The sequence below is a fragment of the Cupriavidus oxalaticus genome (assembly GCF_016894385.1).
GTDB lineage: Bacteria > Pseudomonadota > Gammaproteobacteria > Burkholderiales > Burkholderiaceae > Cupriavidus > Cupriavidus oxalaticus.
Window position 1 is genome coordinate 1122891 of sequence record NZ_CP069811.1, and the last position, 25424, is coordinate 1148314.

Genomic DNA, 25424 nt, shown 5'->3' on the forward strand with positions numbered 1-25424 from the left:
CCAGCACAGCACCCCTTCCATCCGCGTCTGCCGCCGCTGCAGACAATGCCATGACCGCGCGCGAGCGGCGCGGCATGGCTGCCATCCTGATCGCCGTCGCCCTCGCGACCCTCGATACCGCCATCGCCAACACGGCGCTGCCATCGATCGCCGCCGACCTGCGCGCCACGCCGGCGGCGTCGGTATGGGTGATCAACGCGTACCAGCTTGCCATGGTCGCCACGCTGCTGCCGTTCGCGGCGCTGGGCGGCATCCTGGGGCACCGGCGCATCTATCTTGGCGGTGTCGCGGTGTTTACCGTCGCGTCGGTCGTGTGTGCGCTGGCGTGGTCGTTGCCGACACTGGCGGCGGCACGTGCGCTGCAAGGCATCGGTGCGGCCGCGATCATGAGCGTCAACACGGCGCTGATCAGTTCCATCTTTCCGATGCACAGGCTGGGGCGCGGGCTGGGATTGAATGCGCTGGTGGTGGGCGTGTCGTTCGCGATCGGGCCGACGGTGGCGTCGGTGATCCTGTCGTTCGGCACGTGGCCGTGGCTGTTTGCCGTCAACCTGCCGATCGGGCTGCTGGCGTTGGGGATCGCACGCGGCGCGCTGCCGCAGACGCCGCGCGGCACGCAAACGTTCGACCGGGTCGCGGCGCTGCTCAACGTGGTGGCTTTTGCCGCGCTGATCTTCGCGCTCGGCGAGGGCGGGCAGCGCGCGCCGCTGCAGGAGTCGCTCGCGGCCGCCGGCGTGTTCGTGGTGGCGTTCGCCCTGCTGGTCTGGCGCGAACGCGGCCGCGCCGCGCCGATGCTGCCGCTGGACCTGTTCCGCCGTCCGATGTTCGCGCTGTCGACGCTGACCGCGGTGTGCTCGTTCGCGGCGCAGGGGCTGGCGTTCGTGTCGCTGCCGTTCTACTTCCAGCATGTGCTGGGGCGCGGGCAGGTGGAGACCGGCTTCCTGCTGACGCCGTGGTCGGTGGTGGTGGCGCTGATCGCGCCGCTGGCCGGCCGGCTTTCCGACCGCTATGCGCCGGGCCTGCTCGGTGGCGTGGGGCTGGCGGTGCTGAGCGCGGGCATGGTCTCGCTCGCGCTGCTGCCCGCCAATCCCAGCGCGCTCGATATCGGCATCCGCATGTGCATCTGCGGCGCCGGCTTCGGCTTCTTCCAGTCGCCCAACCTGAAGGCCTTGATGGCCAGCGCGCCGCGCGAGCGCAGCGGCGGCGCCAGCGGGGTGATCGCCACCGCGCGCCTGCTGGGCCAGGCCACCGGCGCCGCGCTGGTGGCGTTGTGCTTCAGCATCGGCGGGGCGCACGGTCCGGGGCTGGCCCTGGCGCTGGGTGCCGGGTTTGCCGCCGTGGGCGCGGTCGCCAGCTGGTTGCGGCTGGTCGCGTCCGACCCGCTGGCGGCGGCCTGACCCTTCCCGCCGGCTGGCGAGCGCCGCCGGCAGCAATCCCGGCGTCCGCCTAGAATCCAGATTCCCCGGCTCCGCGGCGGCGGCGTCTCGCCCCAGCAGGCGATCAGGCTGGGCACGGGCCTGTACGACCCGCGCTGGCCATGGCATGCGGCCGCGCGGCTGGGCGCCAGCGTCCATGCGCCGAAGCAGTACTGGCGCTCGCAGGCGCGCGAGCTGAAGGACCTGTTTGCCGGTGCCGCGTTCGGGCAGCGCCAGGCCCACGACATGTTCAGGAGGGTAGTGCCATGAAGCCTCGCATCACACTGGTCACGCTGGGCGTCGACGACCTGGAGCGCGCCGTGCGCTTCTATCGCGATGGCCTGGGATTGTCGACACCGGGCATCGTCGGCCAGCAGTTCGAACACGGCGCGGTCGCGTTCTTCGACCTGCAGGCCGGGCTGAAGCTGGCGCTGTGGCCACGCGCGAGCCTGGCGCACGATGCCGGGCTGACGGTGACAGCGCGCTCGTCCACCGATTTTTCGCTGGCGCACAACGTCGGCGACAAGGCCGAGGTGGACGCCGTGATGGCGCAGGCGAAGGCGGCAGGCGCCAGCGTGGTCAAGCCGGCGCAGGACACGTTCTGGGGCGGTTATGCCGGCTATTTCCAGGATCCCGACGGACACCTGTGGGAGGTCGCCTGGAACCCGGAAATGCTGCCCGCCGACTGACCTGTCGCTCTCGCCTTGCGGCTGCACACCAGTCGTGGTGCGCCGCCGCAAAGGGATTTCCATGATTGCCACGACCCCGCGAACTCCCGACTATCCTTGTAGACAGCCATAGCATGTCGGCGGAGCGCCCCCACGCATTGCCTTGCATCACGCTTCGTCGGCAGACCACCGAAGTAAAGCAATAAGAACAATGGCAAGGGAGACATCCATGCAAGTCTATGACAGCCTGCTGTATGTGACTGCGATGGTGCTGGTGTGCTTGTATGTGTACCTGGGCGTGCTGTCGCGCAGCACTGCGATTCGCCTGGGCTCACCGGCGATCGTGGCGGGACTGGTGCTCGCCTATTCGCTGTCCCCGCTGCATTCGGGCGGCTGACGCCCGCAGCGTGCGCGGCCTTCCGGCGTGATGCGGGAGGGCCTTGCTATTCAGCCTCGGCCTGTGGCTGGCCGTGGCGTGTCTCGCCCTGTGCGATCGCCTCCCGCAGCAGCGAGTCGATCGCGGCGTGCAACTCCTGCGGAACCACCGGCTTGTGCAGCAGCAACGTGCCTGCCGCATGGGCGCTGCGCAGGCGGTCGGCCGCCGTATCTCCCGTGATGATGATCGCCGGCACATGGCGGCCCAGCTGCTGCCGGATCGCGTCCAGTGCTTCCTGGCCGGTGCGGTGGCCGCGCAGGCGGTAGTCGGCAAGCACCAGCGCGGGCTGGAACGCCGCAAGCATGGCCAGTGCCTCGTCCTCGGATTCCGCCGTGCGGCACTCGCATTGCCATGCCCCCAGCAGTTCCGACATCGCGGTGCGGATCGCTTCGTCGTCGTCGATCACCAGCACGCGCAGTCCGTCGAGGCCGCGCGGTGCCAGCTGGCGCGGCGTGTCTTCCGGCGTGTTCCACGCCAGCGGCATGCCGAAGCGGAACACCGAGCCGCGCCCCGGCCGGGAGCCCAGCGTGACGCGCGTGCGCATCGTCCGCGCCAGCCCGTCGACGATGGCGAGCCCCAGTCCCAGCCCCTTGCGCTGGTCGCGTTCCGGATTGCCGAGCTGGTGGAACTCGCGGAAGATCTCGCGATGCTGCGCGGCGGGAATGCCGATGCCGGTGTCCCACACCTCGATCACGGCATGCAGCCGGCGCTGGCGGCAGGCAACCAGCACGCCACCGTGCCGGGTATAGCGGATCGCATTGGCGATCAGGTTGCGCAGCACCAGTTCGACCAGCGTGGGATCGCCGTATAGCGTCGTGGTGGTGTCGCGCGTGCGGTACACCAGCCCGCGCGCGTCGGCCTGCGGCGCGAATTCGTTCTCCAGCTTGTGCAGCAGCGGCTGCAGCCGGAACGGCCGCGGCCGCGGCGTGATCACGCCGGCTTCGAGCTTGGAGAAGTCCAGCAGCGAGTTCAGCATCTCGCGCGCGGCGCCGGACGATGCCTCGATGTGCGCCAGCAACTGGCGCTGGCGTTCATCCAGCGCGGTGCGGCCCAGCGACACCAGGAACAGCCCCATGGCATGCAGCGGCTGGCGCAGGTCATGGCTGGCCGAGGCCAGGAACACCGACTTGGCGCGGCTCGCCTGCTCGGCCTCGTGCTGCGCCGCCTCGGCGCGCGCGGTCTGTTCGCGCAGCTGCGAGATCAGCTCGACGTTCTCGAAGCGCAGCGCGATCGCATGCCGCGCCACGCGCGAATAGTTGCGCGCGAACATGATCAGCACGAACAGGTACAGCGGCGTGCCCAGGAACATCGGCAGGTATTCGATATCGCCGGTGGCGAGGAACGCGATCCAGACCGGCACGATCGACGGGACGAAGAAGCCGATCGCCACCGGCAGGCAGGCCGAGAACACCGCCAGCGCCGCCGCGCTCATGCCGGCGATCAGCGACAGCACGCAGATCACCACCGCCGGCGTGCGCACGTCCAGGTACAGCCATGCCACCAGTCCCCACAGCGCGCCGATCAGCACAAGCATGGCAGTCATGCCGCGCGCATAGCGGGCCGCACCGGCTTCGGTCAGCCGCCCGGTCAGCGCCAGCCGTCCGAAGTACGCCACCGCGCAGGCTACAGCCATGGCGCAGGCCCAGGGCAGGGCGCCAGGACGGTCGCCCGACAGCGTCAGGCCTGCGGCGAGGATGAAGGCCGCCAGCGAGCAGCCCAGCATGGCGATGCCGAAGCTCTGGTCGATCAGTGCCATCTGCGCGGCCAGCAGCCGCGGCTCGTCGAAGCGCGGCAGCAGCCGCAGGCCTTGGGAGCGATCTTCCCTTACGCGCGGCGGCGCCTGGTCCGCGGTCATCGCACCGCCTGCACCAGCCCGCGGCGCTGCGCTTCAAGGATGGCTTCGACACGGCTGACCACGCCGAGATGGTCGAGGATCGCTGCCACATGGACGCGCACGGTGTTTTCGGACAGGCCGAGATGGTAGGCAATGACCTTGTTGGAGCGGCCCAGCGTCAGCTGGTGCAGCACCTCCAGCTGGCGCGGTGTCAGTGTGCTGGCGGCATACGGTGCTTGCGCGGCGGCATGGCCGGGCGAACCGGCGTCATCGGAGAAATGCGTGCCGCCGGCGAGGCAGCAGGCGATCGCTTCCTCGATCTCGCGCGCATCGGCCGACTTGGGCAGGAAGCCGGCGATCTCGCGCCGTACCTCGGCCGGAATGGTTTCCAGGCCGGAGGTGCCGGACACGATCAGGATGCGCGCCGCCGGGAAATGCCGCCGCAATACCTTGACACCTTCAAGGCCGTTCAGGCCGGGCATCTGGATATCGAGCAGCACGATATCGACCGCGGCGCCGGCGTGGTCCTGTACCGCCTGCATGACAGAACCGGCTTCGGCGATCTGCCCGACGCTCGGGCTGTCGGCCAGGACCAGGCGCAGGCCGGTGCGGAACAGGGTATGGTCGTCGATCAGGAGCAGGCGGGCTTGTGGCATGGAGAACAGGCACCGCGCGCAGTCGGTGCGGGACAGTCTGGATGCCGTCGCGGCGGGCACGGGCGCCAGTCATTGGACAAGAATCCGCCGCGCTTGTCCATGTACCCGACGCTTGCGCGCGACTAGTCCGGAAGGATTATTGGCCGTGCGCGGCGGCGGTGCGAAGATCTTTGGCGTGGACAGTTCCGCGACGTGTCCACAACCACTTTTCGTTACCCACTACCACCCGGCTGTGGGTATTTTTTTGGCTGGTGTGCATTCCTGCCTGTTTGCTCCCCTCTCCCGCTCGCGGGAGAGGGGCCGGGGGTGAGGGCCGGAGCATCGACGAAGTGCAGCGCTTCACTCCGTGGACATGCCGGGCCCTCACCCCAACCCTCTCCCGCGAGCGGGAGAGGGAGCACGCAATCAGCACGATGTGGCACCGTGGTGCCCCGAAGCGCAATGCATCACCGCCATACAGCCAATTACGGACGATTGACCGAAATGCTGTAGAAGTTGGCGTTATTCACGCCGATGGAAACGTTCAGGCCGGTGTTGCCCAGCAACATCGCGATCGACTCGGTTGCGGCGGTGCTCGCTTCGCGATAGCGCAGGCCAGGCGCGGGCACGTTCTGCTTCCAGCTGTCCAGGCGGCCATCCTCGACGCGCTTGCGGGTATAGATGCCGGTTTGCGTGTCGGCCGATTCGACCACCGTGCTCCATTTCTCGGTACCGGTGAACTTCAGCACAGGCGTGCCACCGCCCACGGGCGGCATGTACATCACTGCGTTATCCCAATAGGCGTTGGTGGTGCCGACTGCCGGCAGCGCCCGGTCGGACTGCTTGTTGAAGACCATGAAGCCGTCTTCGTAAGGGAGCACCGCCATCACCTGGCCGTCGGTGCCCTTGAACGTGTAGAAGGGCTGCGCGGTGGTGGTATAGAGGTCGTTGAAGCCGAAAATGCCGTTGCCGATCGTGGTAAAGGTCGGCAGTTCTGCCTCTGGCCAGTTCTCGCAACTGTTGACGCCGGTGCAGTCCGCGCCGGCGCTTGCCTTGCCTGCTCCATCCAGGCTGAAGGTCACGCGGCTCGGCTGGTACTGCGCGTTGGTGTCCTCACGCTCGTAACCGAGGCCGTTCCAGTTGCCGGCAAGCTCGGCAATGGTGAGGGACTGCGCGGGAATCATCATGCCAACGGCCACGTTGGTGGTAGCCGCTGCCGGCACGACCAGGCCAACGCCGGACTTCGACATCAGCACGGTCGTGATGCTGCCGCCGGACGAAACGGTGAAGCGGCACGCTTCGGCGGCATCCGGGGTCAGCGTCACCGACGAACCGGAGGAGGCATCCGCGCCGAAGCCGGACTTCTGCGTGATCGTCAGCGCGCTGGCATCGACCTCGGCAACGGTGCCGGACGGATAGCTCAGGCCCACCAGGTGGTACTTGCCCGTGCGCAGCCCCGCGCAGCTTGCCGCCGCCGGTTGCAGCGCCGTCTGGATCGCCGTGGCGCCCGCATTGGCAGCCACTGCCGAAGACAGCTCATCCAGCGTGGTCTTCGACGATTCCAGCCGCTCGCCCAGTTGGTCGAGCAGCTGGTCCTGCGCGTTGCCCGCAGTGCTGCCATTGGCCGCCACCAGCGTGCCCTTGATCGGGTCGATGCCGGTCAGGTCGACCACGCCGGTCAGTACCAGCTTTACTGCCTCGGTGGCGGTGCTCAGGCCGCTGGCGGTCAGTTTGGCCTGCGCGCCGGCGTCGAACTGTTCGAAGAAGGCATCGGTGTCTCCCTGTGCCAGCGATGCGGTAATCAGTTCGGTCAGCGGCGTGATATTGGCCGTTGCGCTGGTGCCGCTGCCGGCTTCCACCACCGAATGCAGCGTGGTGCCGTCGGGCGTCTTGACGCTCAGCACGCACGGGCGCGTGGCGTTCGGGATATTGATGGTGAAGGTGCCGTCCGCTGCCGTGGTGGCGGTGCCGCTGCCCGAGGCGCATTTGGCCTGCACGCTGGCATTGCCCAGCGCCGCGCCCACCGCGGCAGTGCCGCTGATCTTTGTGGAGGGAGCCGAAGAGGCAGGAGCTTCGCTATCGCCGCCGCCGCCGCATGCTGTCAGCACGGCAGCAGCCAGACCCGTCAGAAACAAGTTTGTGGTTTTCATCCCTGTGTTTGGCTTTATATGGTTCTGGTTATGGCAGGGACTGCGCTGTTCGACCCGTGGCTCATGCAGGCCTTGCCAACAGGGCGGCTGGCCCACCCTGCGGGCGCGAGTGTGCGCGAACGGTGGGGTTCAGGGTAACCCGCGTTCTGGTGATTGACACACAAATAAGACATATGGTTTGGCGGCGGCGCCAAACCGTGGCCGCTACAGTTCCGAAAGCCCCACGCCGCGTAGGCGCTGCAAGTCGGTCACGCGGATGCTCTGGTAGGACAGGTGCACCATGCCCGCGTCGGCCAGCCGGCGCAGCGCCTGGTTGACGCGCTGCCGCGACAGCCCGGTAAGCAGGCCGATCTCTTCCTGCGACAGTTCCAGCACGGGGCTGGTGCGCGGATACAGGTCGGGATGGAACAGCTGCGCGATCGCCTGCGCCACGCGCGCCTCGGCGCCGAGCAGGCGGTCGTTCTGCACCGTGGCGATGAACTGGCCCATGCGCTCATTAAGCTGGCGTACGACAAAGCTTGCAAACGGCAGGCTCTGTGCCAGCAGCGTGTTGAAGACCGGCTCTGGCACCAGCAGCACTTGCGAATCGCGGATGGCGATCACGTCGTAGCGGCGGTCTTCGCGCTTGATCACGCTGCCTTCGCCGCACCAGCCGCCGGCCGGCACGCCGGAAAACGTGCAACCGCGCCCGTCAGGCGTGTACACCGCCAGCTTGATCAGGCCGCTGTCGACCCCGATCCAGTAGCGCGAAGGCTCGCCGCGCCGGGCAATGAAGGCGCCCGCGGCAAAGGACTGCAGCAGCGTTTCGCGCGCGGCCAGCGCCTGGTGTTGCGCCGCCAGCGCGGCGTACCACGCGTGGCTGGCCAGCATGCTTTCAGGGGCGTGGGCAGGGTTCTGGGATGCGGTCATGACATCGGCGCGAGCGGCTGCGCGGCACTTTGTAAGATTCGCGTAAGCCTTGGCTGGCGCGCGTTTGCGGGGAGTTTGTCATCCGGGCGACAGTGCGCCGGGCATCTGCGATGATAGCCTTGCCCCAGAAAAAGTGCGACACGCGGAGACACAGCAATGCCAACTGATTTCGACAGCGGCCTGGCCCGCAATGCGGCCAATTTCGTACCGCTTACTCCCATCGACTTCCTGGTGCGCGCCGCCGAGGTGTACGGCGACCGCCTGGCCATCGTGCACGGCCCGGTGCGGCAGAACTGGCGCGACACCTATGTGCGCGCGCGCCGCATGGCCAGCGCGCTGGCGCGTGCCGGCGTGGGCAAGGGCGACACCGTGGCCGCGCTGCTGCCCAACACGCCGGCCATGGTCGAGGCGCATTTCGGCGTGCCGATGGCGGGCGCGGTGCTCAATGCGCTCAATATCCGCCTCGATGCCGCCAACCTCGTCTTCATGCTGCGCCATGGCGAGGCCCGCGTGCTGCTCGCCGACACCGAGTTTGCCGAACTGGCGCGGCAGGTCGCGCTGGAAATCCCCGGGCTCAAGGTGATCGCGGTCCATGATGCGCTGGGGCCGCAGGCCGAGCCGTTCGGCGAGACCGACTACGAATCCTTCCTGGCCGCCGGCGACCCGGACTACGCGTGGCCCATGCCCGCCGACGAGTGGGAAGCGATCGCGCTGAACTACACCTCCGGCACCACCGGCGATCCCAAGGGCGTGGTCTATCACCACCGCGGCGCGGCCATCAACGCGATCTCCAACATCCTGGAATGGGACCTGCCCAAGCATCCGGTCTACCTGTGGACGCTGCCGATGTTCCACTGCAATGGCTGGTGCTTCCCGTGGACCATCGCCGCGCGCGCGGGCGTCAACGTGTGCCTGCGCAAGTTCGAGCCCGGGCTCGTGTTCGACCTGATGCGCGCGGAAGGCGTGACGCACTACTGTGCCGCGCCGATCATGCACACCGCGCTGGTCAATGCGCCCGCTTCGTGGCGCGAAGGCGTGCGCGGTCCGGTGCGCGGCATGGTCGCCGGCGCGCCGCCGCCGGCAGCGGTGCTCGCGCAGATGGAGGCGATGGGCTTCGAACTCACCCACGTATACGGGCTGACCGAAGTCTATGGCCCGGCCGCGGTCTGTGCCGAGCAGGATGACTGGCGTGCGCTGTCGGAACAGGACCGCGCCGTGCGCAAGGCGCGCCAGGGTGTGCGCTACCACCTGCAGTCGCAGGTCGCCGTGCTCGATCCGGATTCGATGCAGCCCGTTCCCGCCGACGGCGAGACCATCGGCGAGATCATGTTCCGCGGCAATATCTGCATGAAGGGCTACCTGAAGAACGAGAAGGCCACGCGCGAGGCCTTCGCGGGCGGCTGGTTCCATACCGGCGATCTCGGCGTGTGCATGCCCGACGGCTATATCAAGATCAGGGACCGCAGCAAGGACATCATCATTTCCGGCGGCGAGAACATCTCCAGCGTGGAAGTGGAGGACGCGCTCTACCGGCATCCCGCGGTGCTTGCCGCGGCGGTGGTGGCACAGCCCGATGCCAAGTGGGGCGAGACGCCGTGCGCCTTTGTCGAACTGAAGGATGGTGCCAGTGCCACCGCGGAAGACCTGATCGCGCATTGCCGCACGCTGCTGGCCGGCTTCAAGGTGCCCAAGGCGGTGTATTTCGGGCCGTTGCCCAAGACGTCGACCGGCAAGATCCAGAAGTTCGAATTGCGCCGCAAGGTGAAGTCGGACTCGGCCATCGACGTCTGAACGCGGCGGTTGCCAGTTGCTAGGGCTGCACGGCTTCCTCGGCATCGTGCGGGCCGGCGATATGCGAATCGATGGCCTCGCGGCCCCACGCCATGCCCGCACGCGCGGCGTCGCTGGCACAGCCAAAGCGCGTCTGCATCACGGGGCACGGCCATGGCAGCCGCGTGCCGTGATGCCAGACTTCGGCACGCAGCGTCCACCAGCCGTCATGCTGGCTGCCATAGCGCAGCGCCGCGACATGGATGCGATAGCCGCGGTAGCTGGCGTTCTCGTCGTGCCATCCGCTGGGCATGTGCTGGTCGGGCGTTAGCGTGCCCGCGCCTCGTGTGGACTTCCGTGGCCGTGGTCGCGGGGACGATGCCAGTCCTGGTCAATGTCGGGGAACACCTCGCATTCGCCACGCACGATGTTCTCGATGGTGGCGCACACGCATTCGGTGCCGCGTGGTCCCACGCACACAAGGCTGCGCGGATGGTCGGTATGCTGTGGAAGGGCATAGACACGCATGCCCTCCTGGTACAAGGGATGCTTGCTCAGGCGCTCGTTCATCAACTCGACGAAGCGCTGCGGAGAGACGACCGGCTTTTCCATTTCATGCTCCTGCGGCCCTGCCCACCGCACCGATGGCAAGCGCGGCGAGGCGACCAGGTCAGTTAAGGCCAGGAAGATGACAGGCAGGTGGCAGGGAAGCACCCAGGCAGCGGGATGGCGCCGGGCGTGGCCGGAACGGAGAATCGCGGGCAAACAGCCAGCCCGCGTTGCCACTGCCACGATTCCAGACTAGGACATGCGCGGCAGCGCGCAAGGATTCGTGCCGCCCGGACGCCCGCGCCTTCACATTGCAGCGCGGGCGGCGTGCTTCAGGTGGTGCGCAGTTCGCTCGCCGCGCGCGGGCCATCCAGGATGCCATTGCCGGCGGCCCAGCAGGCCGCCTCGGCCTCGGCATGCGAACTGTAGGTGGAAGGCGCTTCGACGGTGCAGTCCGCGTCGGCCGCGCCGCAAAGTTCTTCCATGACGATGCGCCAGGTGTACTGGCCGGATGGCTCCTCCAGCACGTGCAATACCAGCGTGCGGTGATGGTCCGAAAGCGTAAGGGGCAGGGTCGACATTGGCGCCTCCCGTTGGCAGGTGGGACGCATTGATGCTAGCAACTGCGAGCGCATGGTGCCATCAGAGAATTGCAACCGCGTCATGGCAAGATATGCATGCCGCCGCTTCCCCCGCTGCGCCGGATCCAGTAACCTTCTGCGCCTGGCGCCACGCGGCGCCTGCTTCTCGCCACCGACCATGCTCAATTCGCCCGCGCTTAACCAACAGGTCGCCGCCCTGACGGCGCACTACGACGCCACGGTGTTGCCGCTGTGGACCGCCAGCGGCTGGAATGCCGGCCTGTTCCTGCCCTATGAGGCCCTCGACGGCGCCACGGCCGCGCCGCTGCCGGCGTCGCGCTACCGTGCCATGGCCTGCGCGCGGCAGCTGTATGTGTTTTCGGTGGCGGGCCAGCAGGCGCATGCCGATACGCTGTTCGGCTCGCTGCAGGCGTATTTCGGCGATGGCGGCGGCGCCTGGATCTACAGTGTCGGTCCGGACGGCTCGCCGCTGGACACCACGCGCGACCTCTATACGCACGCCTTCGTCATCTTCGCCTGCGCCAGCTACCACGCGCTGCGCGGCAATCCCGATGCGCTGGAAGTGCTCGACGAAACCGTCGACATCGTCGAAGACCGCTTCGCCGAGGATGGCGGGCTCTACCATGCAGCGCTCGACGAGCATTTCCGCCCGAACGGCGCGGGTGTGCTGCAGAACCCCGTGATGCACCTGACCGAAGCCTATCTGGCGGCGCTGGATGCCACCGGCGACGAATGGTATGCCGAGCGGCTGCGCGAAATCGCGATGGCGGTGTACGAGCGCTTCGTCGATCCGGCCACCGGCTGCATTGCCGAGCTGCCGCAGGGCACCGCGGCCAACCGCATCGAGCCGGGCCATCAGTTCGAATGGTTCTCGCTGGTCGCAAGCCGGCCGCAGCTGTTCGGCGACCTGCCGCTGGAAGGCGCGCTGCGCCAGGCCTTCGACTTTGCGCAACGCCACGGCGTCGCGCCAGGCACGCTGGGCGTCAGCGCGGCGCTGGACGCGCAGGGTGGGCTGCTGGATGGTACCCAGCGCATCTGGGCGCAGACCGAGTATGCACGCGCGCTGGCGCTGCACGGACAGCCTGAATCGCTGGCCACGCTGGAAGCCTGGGCCGGGCAGTTCCGCAGCCGCTTCCTGCATGCACAGGGATGGCACGAATGCCTTGCGCCGTCCGGCGACGTGGTGCGTGCCGAGATGCCGTCGACTTCGCCGTACCACCTGGCGACGTCCTACCTGGCGCTGGCACAAGCCGCCGGCCAGTCATGGCCGACCCGATGAGGCGGCCCAATCGTTATCAATTCTTTGCAGTCGCGGCCGGGACGCGCGACTAAACTCAAGCCCGCGCTCCGCCCGTGCGTTGTCCTTCTTAACTACCTGGTCGTCGTTCTGAAGTCGCGGGCCGGGGCGCACCTGCCTGCGGCGACGCCTGCGTGCCTGCGCGGGCCTCCATTTGCCGTATCCGGTTGGCGGCGCCAGCTTCCGCGTGGTCATTGAGGATCAGGCACAGCAGCGTCAGCAAGGCTGCTGCGATCATGCTCAGCGCGATCCAGGCGAGGCAGTGCTTGCGTTCCATGGTGGAATGGTGGGGGCATTATCGGAGCGCGCAGTGTAAATGCCCAGCCGCAAAGCGATTGTCAACCTTTGCAAACGCAGTGGTTATGACACGTTTGGAGTCGTTGGCAATTGCTGGCAAATACTTGGCAACTCGGGCCTCCGTTCACCGCTTTGGCGTTTTCGCCAGTTCCAGCAATGCTGGCGAGAAGGGCCTGTTCGCTTATTCCATCACGCCGTTCTCGCGCAGCAGCCGTTCGCATTCATCGAGCATGTCGTGCGCAAAGGCAGACTGGTAGTTGGGATCGAGCGCTTCCATCATTTCATGCGCGGCATACAAGCCCGCTTCGCGCGACAGCGTCTCGGCCAGCTGGCGTGCGAACTGGTCGCTGAGCTCGGACAGCAGGCGCCGCTCGGACAGCGGCAGCTGCAGCCGCGAGCGCGACAGCCACTCGCCCGCAAGCGTCGCGCCTTGTGCGTCCGTCATCCACTTGCGGTGCTCGTAAAAGGCCGACAGGCGCTCGGCGGCCAGCGCGAACAGCAGCGCCTTGCGGGTGTTGAAATCGATGCGGGGCAGTGGGGCGAGGCTCATGGGTACGGCTTGCTGCGCGGGCGTGGCGCCGGCAGCGATGTGGTCAGGATGTCAGTGTTTGGTGGCGTCAGGCATCGGCAGCGCCGAAGCGTTCCGCCAGCCATGCGCCAATGGCAACGATCTCTTCCAGGCAGACCGAATGCCCCATCGGGTAGGTCTGCCATGTCAGCGGATGCTGGCGCGCCTGGATAAAGTCGCGTGCCGCAACGCCCAGCTGCAACGGCACCACATCGTCTTGCGTGCCGTGCGCGGCAAACACCGGCGTGGCGGCATTCGCGGCATTGGCTTGCGCTGCCAGCGCGGCCGGCGCGGGAATATAGGTGGACAGCGCCACGATGCCGGCGAGCGGCTCCGGATGCGTCAGGCCCGCGGTATAGGCGATGGCACCGCCCTGTGAAAACCCGGCCAGCACGATGCGGCTGCAGGGGATGCCGCGCGCATTCTCGCGCGCGACCAGTGCGCGGATGGCGTCGCACGAGGCCTGGATGCCGGCTTCATCGGCACGGCGGCCGGCCTCATCGAGGGAATAAATGTCATACCAGGCCGGCATGACATAGCCGCCGTTGCAGGTCACCGGAATTGCCGGCGCGTGCGGGAAAACAAAGCGCACACCGGGCGTGGCGGGCAGCCGCAATTCCGGCACCACCGGTGCAAAGTCGCTGCCGTCGGCGCCCAGCCCATGCATCCAGATCACGGCGCAGCGGGGATCGGGCGCGGTTTCGATTTCAATGGCGGGCAGCAGTTCGCTCATGGGGCAGGTTCCTGTGTGACGGCATGCCCGCGCGCCGATGGGCGCGGCAGGCAGCGCGAGTATCGCACAGGTCAGGCCCGCTGATGCCGCACGTCCGCTGCGCGAGCAGGACGGCGTGGCTGCCGGTTCAGGCAGCGGACGGAACGATCGGCACAGTGGTCAGGCCCGGCGCGCGCGCGTTTTGCGCGGCGGCAGGCAACTCCGGCATTGCAGGCGTGGTGGCGCGGCGCTTGTCCACCACGTCTTCCACGCCCTTGGCCGAGACATCTTCCAGGAACGCGACCATGTCGCGGTAGTAGGCCACCTGCATCTGCGCCTCCAGCATCTTCCGCTCGGCCTGGAATAGCGTCAGCCTCATGTCTTGCAGTTCCCTTTCGGCGATTTTTTCCGGGGTCGGCGGACTGAACAAGTTTGCAAGCCAACGCATGGCAGTACCTCCAGTGCTGTCAAAGCGAAATTGCGATGCTTGTGTCACGAGGACAAATATAGACAAGAAATCGGCAAAAGGCCTCTTGGCCAACTTGCCGTGGTGCCTCGCCCACAAGGATGATTGCCGCTTGCGGAAGTCTGCGGTAGATTGTTCGCCGGCTTCGGACCGCCCCTCACTGCTTGCCTGGCATTCGCATCGAGCCGCCGTTTCTGCGCGGATTTTCGGACAGGTTCTGGTGCGAATGCCGGCCCTGGCTGCTTTCCCTACCTGCTTCCACCACGTCCACGCGCGCGCCGGTTTCTGGTTGCGTGCAGCTGTCCATATCCTGCACGTAACGCACGATCGGCGCCCAGAATGCCGCGAGATGATCCGGCTCGATGGCTGCGTCATGCGGCATGGCGTCGTGCATCACCAAGCGGTGCAAGTGTCGCGCGGCAGCGGCCACGCGCTCCGCATGGCCGTGCGCGATCACGGCATCGGCACGGCTGTGCACCACCAGCAGCGGGCGTTCGAGGCGGCTGGCACGCGCGGCGTTGTCCCAGGGATCGGGCAGCAGCCACGCGGCCCATGCCGGTACGCGACCGGTCTGCACCGCGGCGCGTCGCGCCGAGCTGAAGCCCGCGGCGATGACGTAGCCGTCGGGCTGCGGCGCGAAGTGCCGCGCCACGTCAAGCAGGATGCCCGAGCCCAGCGAGTGGCCCAGCACCACGCGGCGCGACGCCGCGGGCGCGGCCGCAAGAAACTGCCGGTATGCGGTCATGGCGTCCTGGCGCAGATGACGCACGGAAGGGCGTCCGCTGCTGCGGCCATAGCCACTGTAGTCGAACACGTAGGAAGCAATGCCGGACTCGGCCAGCATGGCCTGTACCGGCAGCCAGTCGCCCAGGGTTTCGTTGTCGCCATGGCAGACCATCAGCGCGGGCGCATCGGGCCGCGCGGCGGGAACGAAGCGGGCATGCAGTTCCCGATCGCCGCTGGCGAACGTGGTATGCCGCACAGGCATGGATGACCAGGGCACGGGAATCTCGGTGCTTGTTTCATCCGTTCGCGTGACAAATGCATTGCGCTCCACCGCACGAAACAGCAGGTGGCGCGCAACGCCGGCGGCCAGCGCCACGCCAGCCGCCACCGCAAGCCAGCGCAGCGTGCCCGGCGCCGCCGGAGCGGGGACGGTTGTGACAGGGTCAGGATGCGGCGTGTCGAACATGCGAGGGCGGCGCGCCTTTGCCGTGCCGTATAGGGGTGCGTGCTATTCAGGCTAGCAGGCTCCCATGAACATGTTAAGAAATGTCCATGCGGCGGACGGATGCAACGTAGGATTAGCGCTATCGCGCCGATAGAAAAGTTTTGGCTTGACTATCTACCTAGTAGTAGATAGCATTCTCTCCATGGAAGCGCTGCACCGCCGGGCATAAAGCAGGAAGGGCGGAGAAGTGGCGATCCCATCGCAATACCGCTACGCGGTCTTTTTTTGGCACTGACTATCTATCTACTAGTAGATGTGAGCCGTGGAAGAGACCTCCAGGCAGCCACTGACACCGATTGACGCGATCCGCAACATCGCCCCCAGGAGCCCATCATGACCAAGTTCGCCAAGACCCTGATCACCGCCGCTACCCTTGCAGCCGCCTTCGTTGGTGGCGCCGCCCACGCCGCTGGCGTGCAGGACAGCGCCTTTGCCGGTGACAAGTACGGCTACCAGTTCCGCGTCGGCCAGGCCGATGCCTTTACCGACGGCGCCCGCACCGGCAAGTTCGATCCGTTCACCGAAGGCGCCCGCGTTGGCAAGTTTGACCCGTTCACTGACGGCGCCCGCGTTGGCAAGGCCGATCCCTACACCGACGGCTTCCGCACGGTAGCGGGCCTGGATCGCAGCGGTGTGTCGTCCGAGCCGTCGCGCAGCTTCGACCCGTACACGGACGGTGCGCGCGTGGGCAAGGCCGATCCATACACCGACGGCGCGCTCGCCTGATCGCTGCCGGCCACTGGGCCGGCGGCTTTACCACCTTTACGGCGGCGGCAACCAGGACCGCTGCCCGATGGAGTCCATCATGAGTTTGCGTGACAGCATCCTGCTGCTTGGCGGATGGCTGGTGCTCTGCGTGACGAGTGGCTCGATGATCACCTTCGCCGCGCAGGTCCTGCCTGGCTAAAAGCCGATGCCCCGGCGCTAGGGGATTACCCGCGCGCCGGGGCATTTCGACTTGAGCGTCTATCTTCGCGTAGATAAACTGCTTTCATGAAAACGCAATCCGTACGCGAGCAACTGCTCGAGCACACCCTGGTTCTGATCCGGCGGCGCGGCTTCAATGGCTTCAGCTATCGCGACCTGGCCGAGCTGGTGGGGGTGAAAACATCCAGCATCCACTATTACTTCCCGTCCAAGGACGACCTTGTTCTGGAGGCGGTGAAGGAATACAGCGCGCGCCTGGGCGAGCACCTGCGCGCCATCGACACGACGCTGCCGGTGACCGAGCAGGCCGCGATCTACCTGGCGCCGTTCCGCAACAGCTGCGGCTCCGACCAGATCTGCCTGTGCGGCATGCTGTCGACAGAAACCCTGTGCCTGCCTGAGTCCGTGCACAAGCTGCTGCAGGGCTTCTACCTGATGCACGAGCAATGGCTGACGGGACTGCTGGAGCGTGCGCAGCCGCTGCGCAGCACGCCGTTCCCGGTGCCCCCCGCGCGCCTGGCGCAGGTGGTGTTCGGTTCGCTGCAAAGCGGCCTGATCGCGGCGCGCCTGTTCGGCACGTCCGACCGGGTCGAGGCCGCGGCCGACACGCTGATGGCAGCGGTGGCCGGCTAAGGGTTTCGGCTCGTTTTTTCGCGCAGTCAGTGGCGCGTCCGGAGCCGTCGTGTGGCGTAAGCTGCGCGGCGGCTCTTTTCATGTGCGCCCAGCATGGGCGCACTCTTGTGGGTGCAAGTCCCACCGTAAGTTGATCACAGCGAACGAAGTGAAGCGCAACTGCGTGAGGGTAACCGAGCGTGGGGAGGAAGCGTGGAGCGAAGCTGCGAGCCGAGGTACACGAACCGGATAGAAGGCGGTGCCGACCAGGACGAGCGGGCATGAAGCCGCGAAGTTCTCGTGATCAAGGGGCGGTGGCGTAAATCCGGCGGCTGTGCAGCGAAGGAGTGCGTTCTTACCTGGGGACGCCCCGCCTTGCGCCTGAAAGGGCGACGGCGTCGAGCCGGAGTGGGGTCTCAGCAGAGGTCATAGTAGTCGGGGTAGCGCCGGGAAGGCTCAAGTCCGCCGACGAAGGACCGAACGAGAGGGAGTGTTCGAAGCCATGTCGATGCAACAGGCATTGCGTCAGAAGCCCGCGCGAGCGGGGCGGGAGGGGGTAGTGGGCGGTGAAGCCGGCCGGGAACTTGCTCGCGACGAAGCCTGTGGCCCGCGACGCGAGCCGGAGGACACAGGGTCGGCGCTGCTGGCAGCGGCGCTGACGCGAGAGAACCTGAAGCAGGCGTTCAGGCGGGTCAGACGCAACAAAGGTGCCGCTGGCGTGGATGGTCTGGATATTGATCAGACTACTCGCTACCTGGTGTCGGCGTGGCCGGAGATTCGCCAGCAATTGCTCAAGGGGACGTACCGGCCGAGTCCGGTACGGCGGGTAACGATTCCGAAGCCGGACGGAGGCGAGCGCGAGCTCGGTATCCCGACGGTGACAGATCGGCTGATCCAGCAAGCGCTGCTGCAGGTGTTGCAGCCGATTCTGGACCCTACCTTCAGCGAGCACAGCTACGGCTTCCGTCCCGGCAGGCGTGCGCACGATGCGGTGCTTGCCGCACAGTCGTACGTGCAGTCCGGGCGGCGGGTCGTGGTGGACGTTGACTTGGCGCAGTTCTTTGACCGGGTCAACCACGACATTCTGATTGACCGTCTACAGAAGCGCCTCGGGGACGCCGGAGTCATCCGTCTGATCCGTGCATATCTGAACAGCGGGCTGATGGATGGCGGGGTGGTGCTGCAACGAGACGAGGGCACGCCGCAGGGCGGTCCCCTGTCACCGCTGCTGGCCAACGTGCTGCTCGATGAGGTGGACAAGGAGTTGGAGTGCCGAGGCCATTGCTTCGTGCGCTACGCCGACGATGCGAACGTGTATGTGCGCAGTCGTCGGGCGGGCGAGCGGGTGATGGGGCTGCTGCGGCGGTTGTACGGCAGATTGCGCCTGAAGGTAAATGAGGCGAAAAGCGCGGTGGCGAGCGCGTTTGGCCGTAAGTTCCTCGGCTACAGCTTCTGGGTGGCCGCAGGTGGTGTGGTCAAGCGCAAAGTGGCAGTCAAGCCGCTGCTGACGTTCAAGCAACGCATCCGCGAACTGACCGGTCGCTCAGGCGGCCGGAGTCTACGGGAGGTCGTGGAGCGGCTGAAGCCATATGTACAGGGTTGGAAGGCCTACTTCCGGCTGGCGCAAACACCCCAGGTCTGGCGGAAGCTGGACGAGTGGATGCGTCACCGGTTACGAGCGATCCAACTCAAGCATTGGCGCCGCGGCACTACGATCTACCGGGAATTAAGGGCGCTGGGGGCCGCGCATGCGACAGCCTATCGGGTGGCGGCCAACAGCCGCCGCTGGTGGCGCAACAGCGACGGCGAGCTAAACCGCGTGCTGAATATCGCCTTCTTCGACCGACTGGGGATGCCTCGCCTTGCTTAACCTCAACCTCTCGAACCGCCCGGTGCGGACCCGCATGCCGGGTGGTGTGGCAGGGGCGTAGCCAGTATGGCTGCCCCCTATGCCGATTGGCGGGACCAGGCTTGCGGCATGCTTTATCGTTTGTCCGTAACTCCTTGAAAATCAAATGCTTACGAGGGGGATTTCATTGCCTATCGGCCCGATAGAAATATTCTTCCTTGACTATCTACCTAGTAGTAGATAGTATTTGACTCATGGAAGCGCCGCAGCGCCAGCAGCAAGCAAGAAGCAGGGCCCAGCGACGATCCCATTGCATGACCGGAGGCGGTCATTTTTTCGGGACAGGCTATCTATCTACTAGTAGATAACCGAACCGAAGAAAAAGCCGCAAAGCCACTGACACCGATTGACGCGATCCGAAACATCGCCCCCAGGAGCCCATCATGACCAAGTTCGCCAAGACCCTGATCACTGCCGCCACCCTTGCAGCCGCCTTCGTTGGTGGCGCCGCCCACGCCGCTGGCGTGCAGGACAGCGCCTTTGCCGGTGACAAGTACGGCTACCAGTTCCGCGTCGGCCAGGCCGATGCCTTTACCGACGGCGCCCGCACCGGCAAGTTCGATCCGTTCACCGAAGGCGCCCGCGTTGGCACGTTCGACCCGTTCACTGACGGTGCGCGCGTCGGCAAGGCCGACCCCTACACCGACGGTGCCCGCACCATTGCCGCCAACGTCCCGGCTGACACCTACGGCTACAACTACCGCGGCGGCCAGTTCGACCCGTTCACGGAAGGCGCGCGCGTCGGCAAGGCCGACCCGTACACCGACGGCGCCCGCATCGTTGCCGGCCTGGACCGCAGCGGCGTCTCGGCGTCGCCGGCACGCAGCGTCGACCCGTACACCGATGGCGCGCGCGTCGGCAAGGCTGACCCGTACACCGACGGCGCCCGCATCGTTGCCGGACTGGACCGCAGCGGCGTATCGGCGTCGCCGGCGCGCAGCGTCGACCCGTACACCGATGGCGCGCGCGTCGGCAACGCTGACCCGTACACCGACGGCGCACTCGCCTGATACTGGCCGGCAGCTTTGCCGGCCTCCTGAAACCATCGGGCCGCCATCGTGCGGCCCGGCTTATGGAGTCGATCATGCGTTGGCGTGACACTGCGCTGATTCTGGGCGGATGGGTAGGGCTTTGCCTTGCAAGCGGGTCCCTCATCACGCTCATCGCCCGCGCGCTGCAGGCCTGAGCCGCGCGCTGCCGCAAGCAGGAGCTGGAACGATGAAAACCCGGTCTGTACGTGAAGAGCTGGTCGAACATGCACTGGTGCTGATCCGCCGTCGGGGCTTCAACGGGTTCAGCTACCGCGACCTCGCCGAACTGGTCGGGGTCAAGACCTCGAGCATCCACTACTACTTCCCATCCAAGGACGACCTGGTGCTGGAAGCGGTGCGCGAATACCGCGCCCGCAAGCAGGCGCGCCTGGACGCTATCGACGCCAGCCTGCCGCCTGCCGAGCAGGTGCGCCAGTACCTGGCGCTGCTGTGCGCCGGGGCCGGCACCGACCAGGCCTGCCTGGTCGGCATGCTGGCGGCCGATGTGCTGATGCTGCCGGAATCCGTGCGCAGCGTGATGCGCGACTTTGTCCGCATCCATGAGCAGTGGCTCGCGCGGCTGTTCGAGCGCGCGGCCGCGCAGCGGCAGGCGCCTTACCCCGCATCGCCGCAGCAACTGGCGCAGGTGGTGTTCGGCGCGTTGCAGAACGGCCTGATCAGTGCGCGGCTGTTCGGCACCACCGACCGGCTCGATGCCGCGGCGGCCATGCTGTCGAGCCTGATGCCGGCGGAGCAGGCGCTAGCGGTCGCCTGACGGAAAGCCGGTCACGGCCCCGCACAACCATTGCGGATCGTCGTGGGGCAGGTCGTGGCCGGCCCAGTGGTGCGTCAGCACCGGTGCATCCCAGGCCTGTCCGATTTTGGCGGAACAGGCCGGGTCGACCAGCCGGTCTGACGCCGACGCGATCAGCAGCACCGGGCAGCCCGGCGCGCTCGCGGGCGCGCGATAGCGTGCCGCCGCCACCAGTTGCGCCAGCGCGGCGCTGCGGCTGACGGGCGCATCGGCAGCGATCGCCTGCCAGGCCACGATGTCGGCCGCGAGCGTATCCGCGCGCGCGCAGGTGATGGCGTGGATGGTGCGCTCGCAGTAGGCACGGTCGTGCCAGCGCTGCGCCATGCGCAGCAGCCTGCCCCAGTTGCGCGGACGCAGCCGCTGCATCGGCGTGCAGAAGGGTCGCATGCTGGTATTGACCAGCACCAGCGCTGCGACTTCGTCCGGATAGCTGCTGGCCCACTCGGTGGCGACCATCGCGCCCAGCGACATCGCCAGCACGCGGTACGGCCCGCGCGCGCCGGCCGTCGACAGCTGCCGGCGCACCGCGCTGACCATGTCGCGCACGCACCAGGGCGCGGGTTGCACCGACAGCGCGCCATTGCCCGGCAGGTCGGGCAGCAGCGGCCGGCCCAGCCCGGCCGCTTCCCATTGCGCGGGCAGGTGCCCCCAATGGCGCGTCTCGCGCGTCAGTCCCCGCAGGAATACCCATCGGCTCATGCCATCCCCAACAGTTCACGGCAACGATTCTGTCTGCCAGTGCGCGCGCGCCTGCTGCAGCAACGCCTCGCGCTGGGACCCGCGCGGCAGCCAGCGGTCCGGCGCAAACGCGACGCGCCCGAGGAAATCGAACAGGCTCACGTGGCGGCGCAGCACGCGCGCGGTGCGGTGCGCCTTGATCGGGTTGAAGATCCCCTCGCGCGAGAACAGCTGGCGCGGGTTCTTCTTGATCCACAGCCACGAGCCCAGCTCCAGCGTCATCGGCAGGAACAGGCTGCCCGCCGGCGCGAGGTCATACGCATGGTCCCACAGGTCGCCATGCAGCAGGTACTGGTGGCTTTGCGGCTCGAAGGTGTAGCCGTGGTGCGGGTGCGCCTGCTCGAACAGGGTCTTGAGCAGGTACATCTCGGGCAGGTGCGCCATCGGCCGGCGCGTGCGCGCATACGGGAACCAGATGCTGTCGCGCCAGCCGTAGCCGGAGTGGCAGTCCACCGCAAAGCTGAGCGGACGCGGCAGCAGTTCTTCCTGCACCACGCGCAGCAGCGCGCGGCTCTCCAGCTCCATCGGCGCGCCTTCCGGGCCGCGATACCACGGCAGCCAGGCGCCAAGGCGCTGCCCGCCGGCCAGGAACGGCACGCGCGCGTCGGCGTCCTGCGGGCCGTTGCGCATCAGGTCGACGCCGTTCGGATTGGCCCGGGTGCCGGCCCACATGCCGCCGGGATTGACGATCGGCATGAACACCAGCCGCACGGCCTGCAGTTCGCGATGCAGCAGTTCGTCCCATGCCAGCCGGCCCAGCACGGAGCGCAGGTAGTCCAGCACCAGCTGCGTGCCGATCCGCTCCAGCCCGTGGATGCCGCCGAAGATGCCGATGGCCGGCGCCAGCGGGTCGCGGCTGCCGAGGCTGGCCACATGCACGCCAAAGCGGTGTCCCTGCACCGCGGCTTCGCACACCACGCGGCAGTCGAGCACATGGCTGGCGGCGTCGAGCAGCGCCAGCAACTGGTCGTATTCGGGAAAGGCGTCGGCGCGCGCGATCATGCCGCCTGCGGCTCGGCGGCGGCATCGGTTTCCGCATCGGTCGTCGCATCGGTCGCCGTCAGGCAGGCCAGGAAGGCACCCACCAGGCGCGTGCCGCGCCGGCTCTGCAGGCAATACAGGTATTCGTTCAGCACCGGCGCACCGCGCGCGAACGGCACCACCCGCAGCAGCGGGTCTTGCGGCACTTCGCCCAGCGGCACCACGCTCGCGCCGAGGTTCTGGCGGATCGCTTCGTAGATGGCCTCGCGGCTGCCGATCACGGTATGCCGCGGCAGTGGCTGCGCGCAGGCGGCGAGCGCGTCCTCGGTCGCCTTGCGCGTCATCGAGCCGTGCTCGCGCACCAGCAGGTGGCAGCCGCGCAGCTGGGCCAGGTCCACCTGCGGCAGGCGCGCCAGCGCATGGTCCGGATGCACGACCAGCACCATCGGCGCCGAGGCCAGGCGGATGCGCGCAAGGCGGTCGTCTTCCACCGGGTGCGACGACACCGCCGCGTCGATCCGGTACTCGAACAGTGCCTCCAGCATCTGCTGTGAATTGCCGATATCCAGGCTCACCTCGATCGCCGGATAGCGCTGCCGGAACGCGGCCATCGCGCGCAGGATGTAATAGGGGCCCGTGGCACCGAGGCGCAGGTTGCCGAAGCGCAGGTCGCCGGCGTTGCGCAGCAGGTAGTCGGCCTGGCCTTCTTGCTGCATCAGCTGCTCGACCACCGGCATCAGAGCCAGCCCCACGTCGCTCAGGTCGACCCGGCTGGCGCGGCGGTGGAACAGCTCGACGCCATACGACTCTTCGAGCTGGCGGATGCGGCCGGTGACGGTGGGCTGGCTTACCCGCAACTGCCGGGCTGCCATGGTGATGCTGCCCTGGCGCGCCACTTCAAAAAAAGTCATCAGCAGGTCGCCGAGCATGGTCATCCGCAGTGGTTGGGGGCCGGACCGGACAGGTCCGGACGACCGCGCAGTCTAGCGGGGCAATATGACAATACGGCGACTACACGTCCAGGACGAAATGCAGCAAGGGTTCGTTGCAATGCGGGTAGATGCCAAGGCAAAGCAATCGCTGCGCCGCGAGGGCAATCCGGGACATGATCCTGCGTCGCAGGACCCAATAGTTGATGACGGAGTGCTTGCCGTCCACCAGGGTGCGATCTCCCCAGGCCGACATCGTGTGGATGCCGCGTGGATTCAAACGGTCTCTTTCCGGGCTGACGATTCGAATCACCTCCTCTCGATAGAGGTGAGGCGTGCAATGGAGTATTCGATTGACAGCGATTGCCTGCCCATATCCGCTCTTGCATACCTGCGCCACGCGCAATAGCTGATCGCCGTCTTTGACGACGGCGCCCGCGGAGCGAGATGACTGGTGATCGAACTTCACCGGATTCTGTGGATGGGCGTGCCATGGCCCGAGAAGATCGGATGCATAGCGCAGGCAAAGATTGTCGAATGCACCCAGTGATACGTCGGTGTACGCCAGCCAGAAGTATCCCTGGTGCCTGAAGATCGTGGGGTCGGCGACCTCGGCATCGTCAAGGAGCACCGCGACCTGTGCCCAGCGTCCGCCCTCGTCGAGCCGGTTCAGCACGCAGCGACGGCTTTGCGCTGATTCCGCGACGCAATACAACGCGCCCTCATGAGGAAACAGGTAAGGGTATGACAGGTGCCCCGCCAGCCCGAGATCGACATGCTCCGGCAGATCTGGTTCGACAGACCCGTCAAGCTTCAGCCTGACAATACGGCCAACGTTCCGCTTGAGATCGAATTCCTCGCAATAGATCTCATCCTTGCTGCCGGGCACGCCAAACGGATCAGCCCAATACCGGGATCCCTTGCGCTTGCCGATCCATCGTATCGGCAAGTGTTGCGAACGCATGGCTTCGGTCAGCCGCATGTCGACGATGCCCACCATCCAATAGTCGACCAGCAGGCAGCCCTTAAGCAATCGCAACAAGCGGTGGCCCAGTTCTCGCAATTTCCACATCATCCGCTGCAACAGACTCGCACGCTTGCCGTCTGGCTTCCACGCGGGACGCGGCTCCAGGGTGCCGAGCGCAGCAATCTCGCGCACGGCCGAAAGCAACAACGTCGCCGCATAGCTGCACAATCGCTGCACCGATACGCACTCGCCCGGACATGCAAATGCGCCCGCCTTGTCGATCAGGGTTGTTCCCGATGACGTGCTCGCAACCAGGTGCAGATGAATGCCAACCCCCGCCGCGATGGTTTCGAGCCCGTGGTGTTCTTCCCCCAGCACCACACCACGCCGATCGCAAATGCGCCATACACCCTCGACGGCATGACCCTGGCAGTGTGCACCGAGGCGGCCAGTGAGATCGACGATTGCAGTGACCTCGCGTAACCTGGCTGCAGGGTCAGCGCGACCAGGTCGCGTCGGGCGTGTGCCGCTGCCATTGGACGGTTCCGGCTGCCAGACAAGGGTCTCGCAGATGCCGGACGCCTGAATCCGATTCACCAACTCGTGCTCCCAGGACGCCGGATCGCGTGACTTGAGCACGAAAACAATGAGGGGCAACACGGCAGCGCCTGACACCTGGCTCACGCTCCGGGTATTGCCCGTCGTCGGCTCGCGAACCAAATCGGATTCCGTATGCATCACGTCGATTTCTGTGGCGATTTCTTGCATGCGACCTTCCTCCCTTGCAGCCATTGTTCGTCATGTGGTCGCCGCAATCAAAGCGCAAACGGGGGTTTGTTCTGCCTGTTTTGTGCGCAGGCATACAAAAAACGCCACCGTAACGGCGCAGGCCGCTTGATAACGCGGCCTCTCTGGAGGGTTGTCTTGTCAAGGAGGGCGGCCCGCGTGGAAAGCGCGCTGCTGACCGCCCAGGCCTC

Annotated in this window: 26 protein-coding genes and 1 pseudogene; 11 read left to right on the plus strand and 16 right to left on the minus strand. The window is 66.8% G+C overall.

The window, feature by feature from the left end; genetic code table 11:
- The first annotated feature begins 50 nt into the window (after positions 1-50).
- The 4 genes and pseudogenes from JTE92_RS04990 (at position 51) to JTE92_RS05000 (ending at position 2480) form a co-directional block, all read left to right on the plus strand.
- Positions 51-1397 carry an MFS transporter gene (locus JTE92_RS04990; RefSeq protein ID WP_063240327.1) on the plus strand — a complete coding sequence of 449 codons (1347 nt, stop codon included), beginning with the start codon at positions 51-53 and terminating at the stop codon, positions 1395-1397.
- Positions 1398-1475: 78 nt separating this feature from the next.
- Positions 1476-1685, plus strand: a pseudogene (locus JTE92_RS30340) (hypothetical protein); the annotation flags it as partial.
- Entirely contained in the window at positions 1682-2104 is a 423-nt protein-coding gene (locus JTE92_RS04995) for a VOC family protein (protein WP_063240326.1), read from the plus strand. The pseudogene JTE92_RS30340 and the gene JTE92_RS04995, both read left to right, overlap by 4 nt.
- Before the next feature lie 208 nt (positions 2105-2312).
- Positions 2313-2480, plus strand: a complete 168-nt coding sequence (locus JTE92_RS05000; RefSeq protein ID WP_010812488.1) for a hypothetical protein — start codon at positions 2313-2315, stop codon at positions 2478-2480.
- A 46-nt stretch (positions 2481-2526) separates the two neighbouring features.
- Here JTE92_RS05000 and JTE92_RS05005 read toward each other — a convergent pair whose 3' ends face one another.
- From JTE92_RS05005 to JTE92_RS05020, 4 genes are all read right to left on the minus strand, one after another.
- A complete protein-coding gene (locus tag JTE92_RS05005) occupies positions 2527-4374 on the minus strand; it encodes an ATP-binding response regulator (RefSeq protein ID WP_063240325.1) in 1848 nt (615 codons plus the stop codon).
- On the minus strand, positions 4371-5009 hold the full coding sequence (locus JTE92_RS05010) for a response regulator (protein ID WP_063240324.1): 639 nt from the start codon (positions 5007-5009) through the stop codon (positions 4371-4373). Before JTE92_RS05010 ends, JTE92_RS05005 begins: the two co-directional genes overlap by 4 nt.
- 464 nt (positions 5010-5473) lie before the next feature.
- Positions 5474-7096: a hypothetical protein gene (locus JTE92_RS05015; protein ID WP_306431089.1), complete on the minus strand. Its 1623-nt coding sequence runs from the start codon at positions 7094-7096 to the stop codon at positions 5474-5476.
- A 246-nt stretch (positions 7097-7342) separates the two neighbouring features.
- The gene (locus JTE92_RS05020) at positions 7343-8047 is read right to left on the minus strand and encodes a Crp/Fnr family transcriptional regulator (RefSeq protein WP_063240322.1); all 705 of its coding nucleotides are present in this window, start codon (positions 8045-8047) and stop codon (positions 7343-7345) included.
- Between the two features lie 156 nt (positions 8048-8203).
- Here JTE92_RS05020 and JTE92_RS05025 point away from each other — a divergent pair, with 156 nt between their 5' ends.
- Complete coding sequence (locus JTE92_RS05025; RefSeq protein ID WP_063240321.1) at positions 8204-9838, plus strand: acyl-CoA synthetase; 1635 nt, start codon at positions 8204-8206, stop codon at positions 9836-9838.
- 19 nt (positions 9839-9857) lie between these two features.
- On the opposite strand, the gene JTE92_RS05030 is transcribed toward JTE92_RS05025, so the two are convergent.
- From JTE92_RS05030 to JTE92_RS05040, 3 genes are all read right to left on the minus strand, one after another.
- Positions 9858-10130: a DUF6566 family protein gene (locus tag JTE92_RS05030; protein ID WP_063240320.1), complete on the minus strand. Its 273-nt coding sequence runs from the start codon at positions 10128-10130 to the stop codon at positions 9858-9860.
- Between the two features lie 14 nt (positions 10131-10144).
- A complete protein-coding gene (locus JTE92_RS05035; RefSeq protein WP_063240319.1) occupies positions 10145-10429 on the minus strand; it encodes a hypothetical protein in 285 nt (94 codons plus the stop codon).
- Between the two features lie 269 nt (positions 10430-10698).
- Positions 10699-10947 carry a hypothetical protein gene (locus JTE92_RS05040; protein ID WP_063240318.1) on the minus strand — a complete coding sequence of 83 codons (249 nt, stop codon included), beginning with the start codon at positions 10945-10947 and terminating at the stop codon, positions 10699-10701.
- Positions 10948-11125: 178 nt separating this feature from the next.
- Between JTE92_RS05040 and JTE92_RS05045 the strand changes: the two genes are divergently transcribed.
- Positions 11126-12247 carry an AGE family epimerase/isomerase gene (locus JTE92_RS05045; RefSeq protein WP_063240317.1) on the plus strand — a complete coding sequence of 374 codons (1122 nt, stop codon included), beginning with the start codon at positions 11126-11128 and terminating at the stop codon, positions 12245-12247.
- An 88-nt stretch (positions 12248-12335) separates the two neighbouring features.
- On the opposite strand, the gene JTE92_RS05050 is transcribed toward JTE92_RS05045, so the two are convergent.
- The 5 genes from JTE92_RS05050 to JTE92_RS05070 all read right to left on the minus strand — a co-directional run bounded on the left by JTE92_RS05050 (position 12336) and on the right by JTE92_RS05070 (position 15500).
- Positions 12336-12542 (minus strand): hypothetical protein, encoded by a 207-nt coding sequence (locus JTE92_RS05050; RefSeq protein ID WP_084254698.1) that lies wholly within the window; start codon positions 12540-12542, stop codon positions 12336-12338.
- Positions 12543-12743: 201 nt separating this feature from the next.
- Complete coding sequence (locus tag JTE92_RS05055; RefSeq protein ID WP_063240316.1) at positions 12744-13112, minus strand: hypothetical protein; 369 nt, start codon at positions 13110-13112, stop codon at positions 12744-12746.
- A gap of 67 nt (positions 13113-13179) precedes the next feature.
- Positions 13180-13863, minus strand: a complete 684-nt coding sequence (locus JTE92_RS05060; protein ID WP_063240315.1) for an alpha/beta hydrolase — start codon at positions 13861-13863, stop codon at positions 13180-13182.
- Between the two features lie 127 nt (positions 13864-13990).
- On the minus strand, positions 13991-14290 hold the full coding sequence (locus JTE92_RS05065) for a hypothetical protein (protein WP_063240314.1): 300 nt from the start codon (positions 14288-14290) through the stop codon (positions 13991-13993).
- A 175-nt stretch (positions 14291-14465) separates the two neighbouring features.
- Positions 14466-15500: an alpha/beta hydrolase gene (locus JTE92_RS05070; RefSeq protein WP_084254697.1), complete on the minus strand. Its 1035-nt coding sequence runs from the start codon at positions 15498-15500 to the stop codon at positions 14466-14468.
- A gap of 372 nt (positions 15501-15872) precedes the next feature.
- Here JTE92_RS05070 and JTE92_RS05075 point away from each other — a divergent pair, with 372 nt between their 5' ends.
- From JTE92_RS05075 to JTE92_RS05095, 5 genes are all read left to right on the plus strand, one after another.
- A complete protein-coding gene (locus JTE92_RS05075; RefSeq protein WP_063240313.1) occupies positions 15873-16265 on the plus strand; it encodes a hypothetical protein in 393 nt (130 codons plus the stop codon).
- A gap of 267 nt (positions 16266-16532) precedes the next feature.
- A complete protein-coding gene (locus tag JTE92_RS05080; RefSeq protein WP_063240312.1) occupies positions 16533-17099 on the plus strand; it encodes a TetR/AcrR family transcriptional regulator in 567 nt (188 codons plus the stop codon).
- A 481-nt stretch (positions 17100-17580) separates the two neighbouring features.
- Complete coding sequence (ltrA, locus tag JTE92_RS05085) at positions 17581-18948, plus strand: group II intron reverse transcriptase/maturase (protein ID WP_063240418.1); 1368 nt, start codon at positions 17581-17583, stop codon at positions 18946-18948.
- 422 nt (positions 18949-19370) lie between these two features.
- Positions 19371-19997: a hypothetical protein gene (locus JTE92_RS05090; protein ID WP_063240311.1), complete on the plus strand. Its 627-nt coding sequence runs from the start codon at positions 19371-19373 to the stop codon at positions 19995-19997.
- A 208-nt stretch (positions 19998-20205) separates the two neighbouring features.
- Positions 20206-20793 (plus strand): TetR/AcrR family transcriptional regulator, encoded by a 588-nt coding sequence (locus JTE92_RS05095; protein ID WP_063240310.1) that lies wholly within the window; start codon positions 20206-20208, stop codon positions 20791-20793.
- Here the strand turns inward: JTE92_RS05095 and JTE92_RS05100 are convergent.
- The 4 genes from JTE92_RS05100 to JTE92_RS05115 form a co-directional block, all read right to left on the minus strand.
- On the minus strand, positions 20779-21531 hold the full coding sequence (locus JTE92_RS05100; RefSeq protein WP_063240309.1) for an alpha/beta fold hydrolase: 753 nt from the start codon (positions 21529-21531) through the stop codon (positions 20779-20781). The genes JTE92_RS05095 and JTE92_RS05100 overlap by 15 nt on opposite strands.
- A gap of 15 nt (positions 21532-21546) precedes the next feature.
- A complete protein-coding gene (locus JTE92_RS05105) occupies positions 21547-22572 on the minus strand; it encodes a M14 family zinc carboxypeptidase (protein WP_063240308.1) in 1026 nt (341 codons plus the stop codon).
- Complete coding sequence (locus tag JTE92_RS05110) at positions 22569-23480, minus strand: LysR substrate-binding domain-containing protein (RefSeq protein WP_063240417.1); 912 nt, start codon at positions 23478-23480, stop codon at positions 22569-22571. The genes JTE92_RS05105 and JTE92_RS05110 overlap by 4 nt, the downstream gene beginning before the upstream one ends.
- 82 nt (positions 23481-23562) lie before the next feature.
- The gene (locus JTE92_RS05115; protein WP_116386943.1) at positions 23563-25215 is read right to left on the minus strand and encodes a glucosamine inositolphosphorylceramide transferase family protein; all 1653 of its coding nucleotides are present in this window, start codon (positions 25213-25215) and stop codon (positions 23563-23565) included.
- Positions 25216-25424 lie beyond the last annotated feature (209 nt).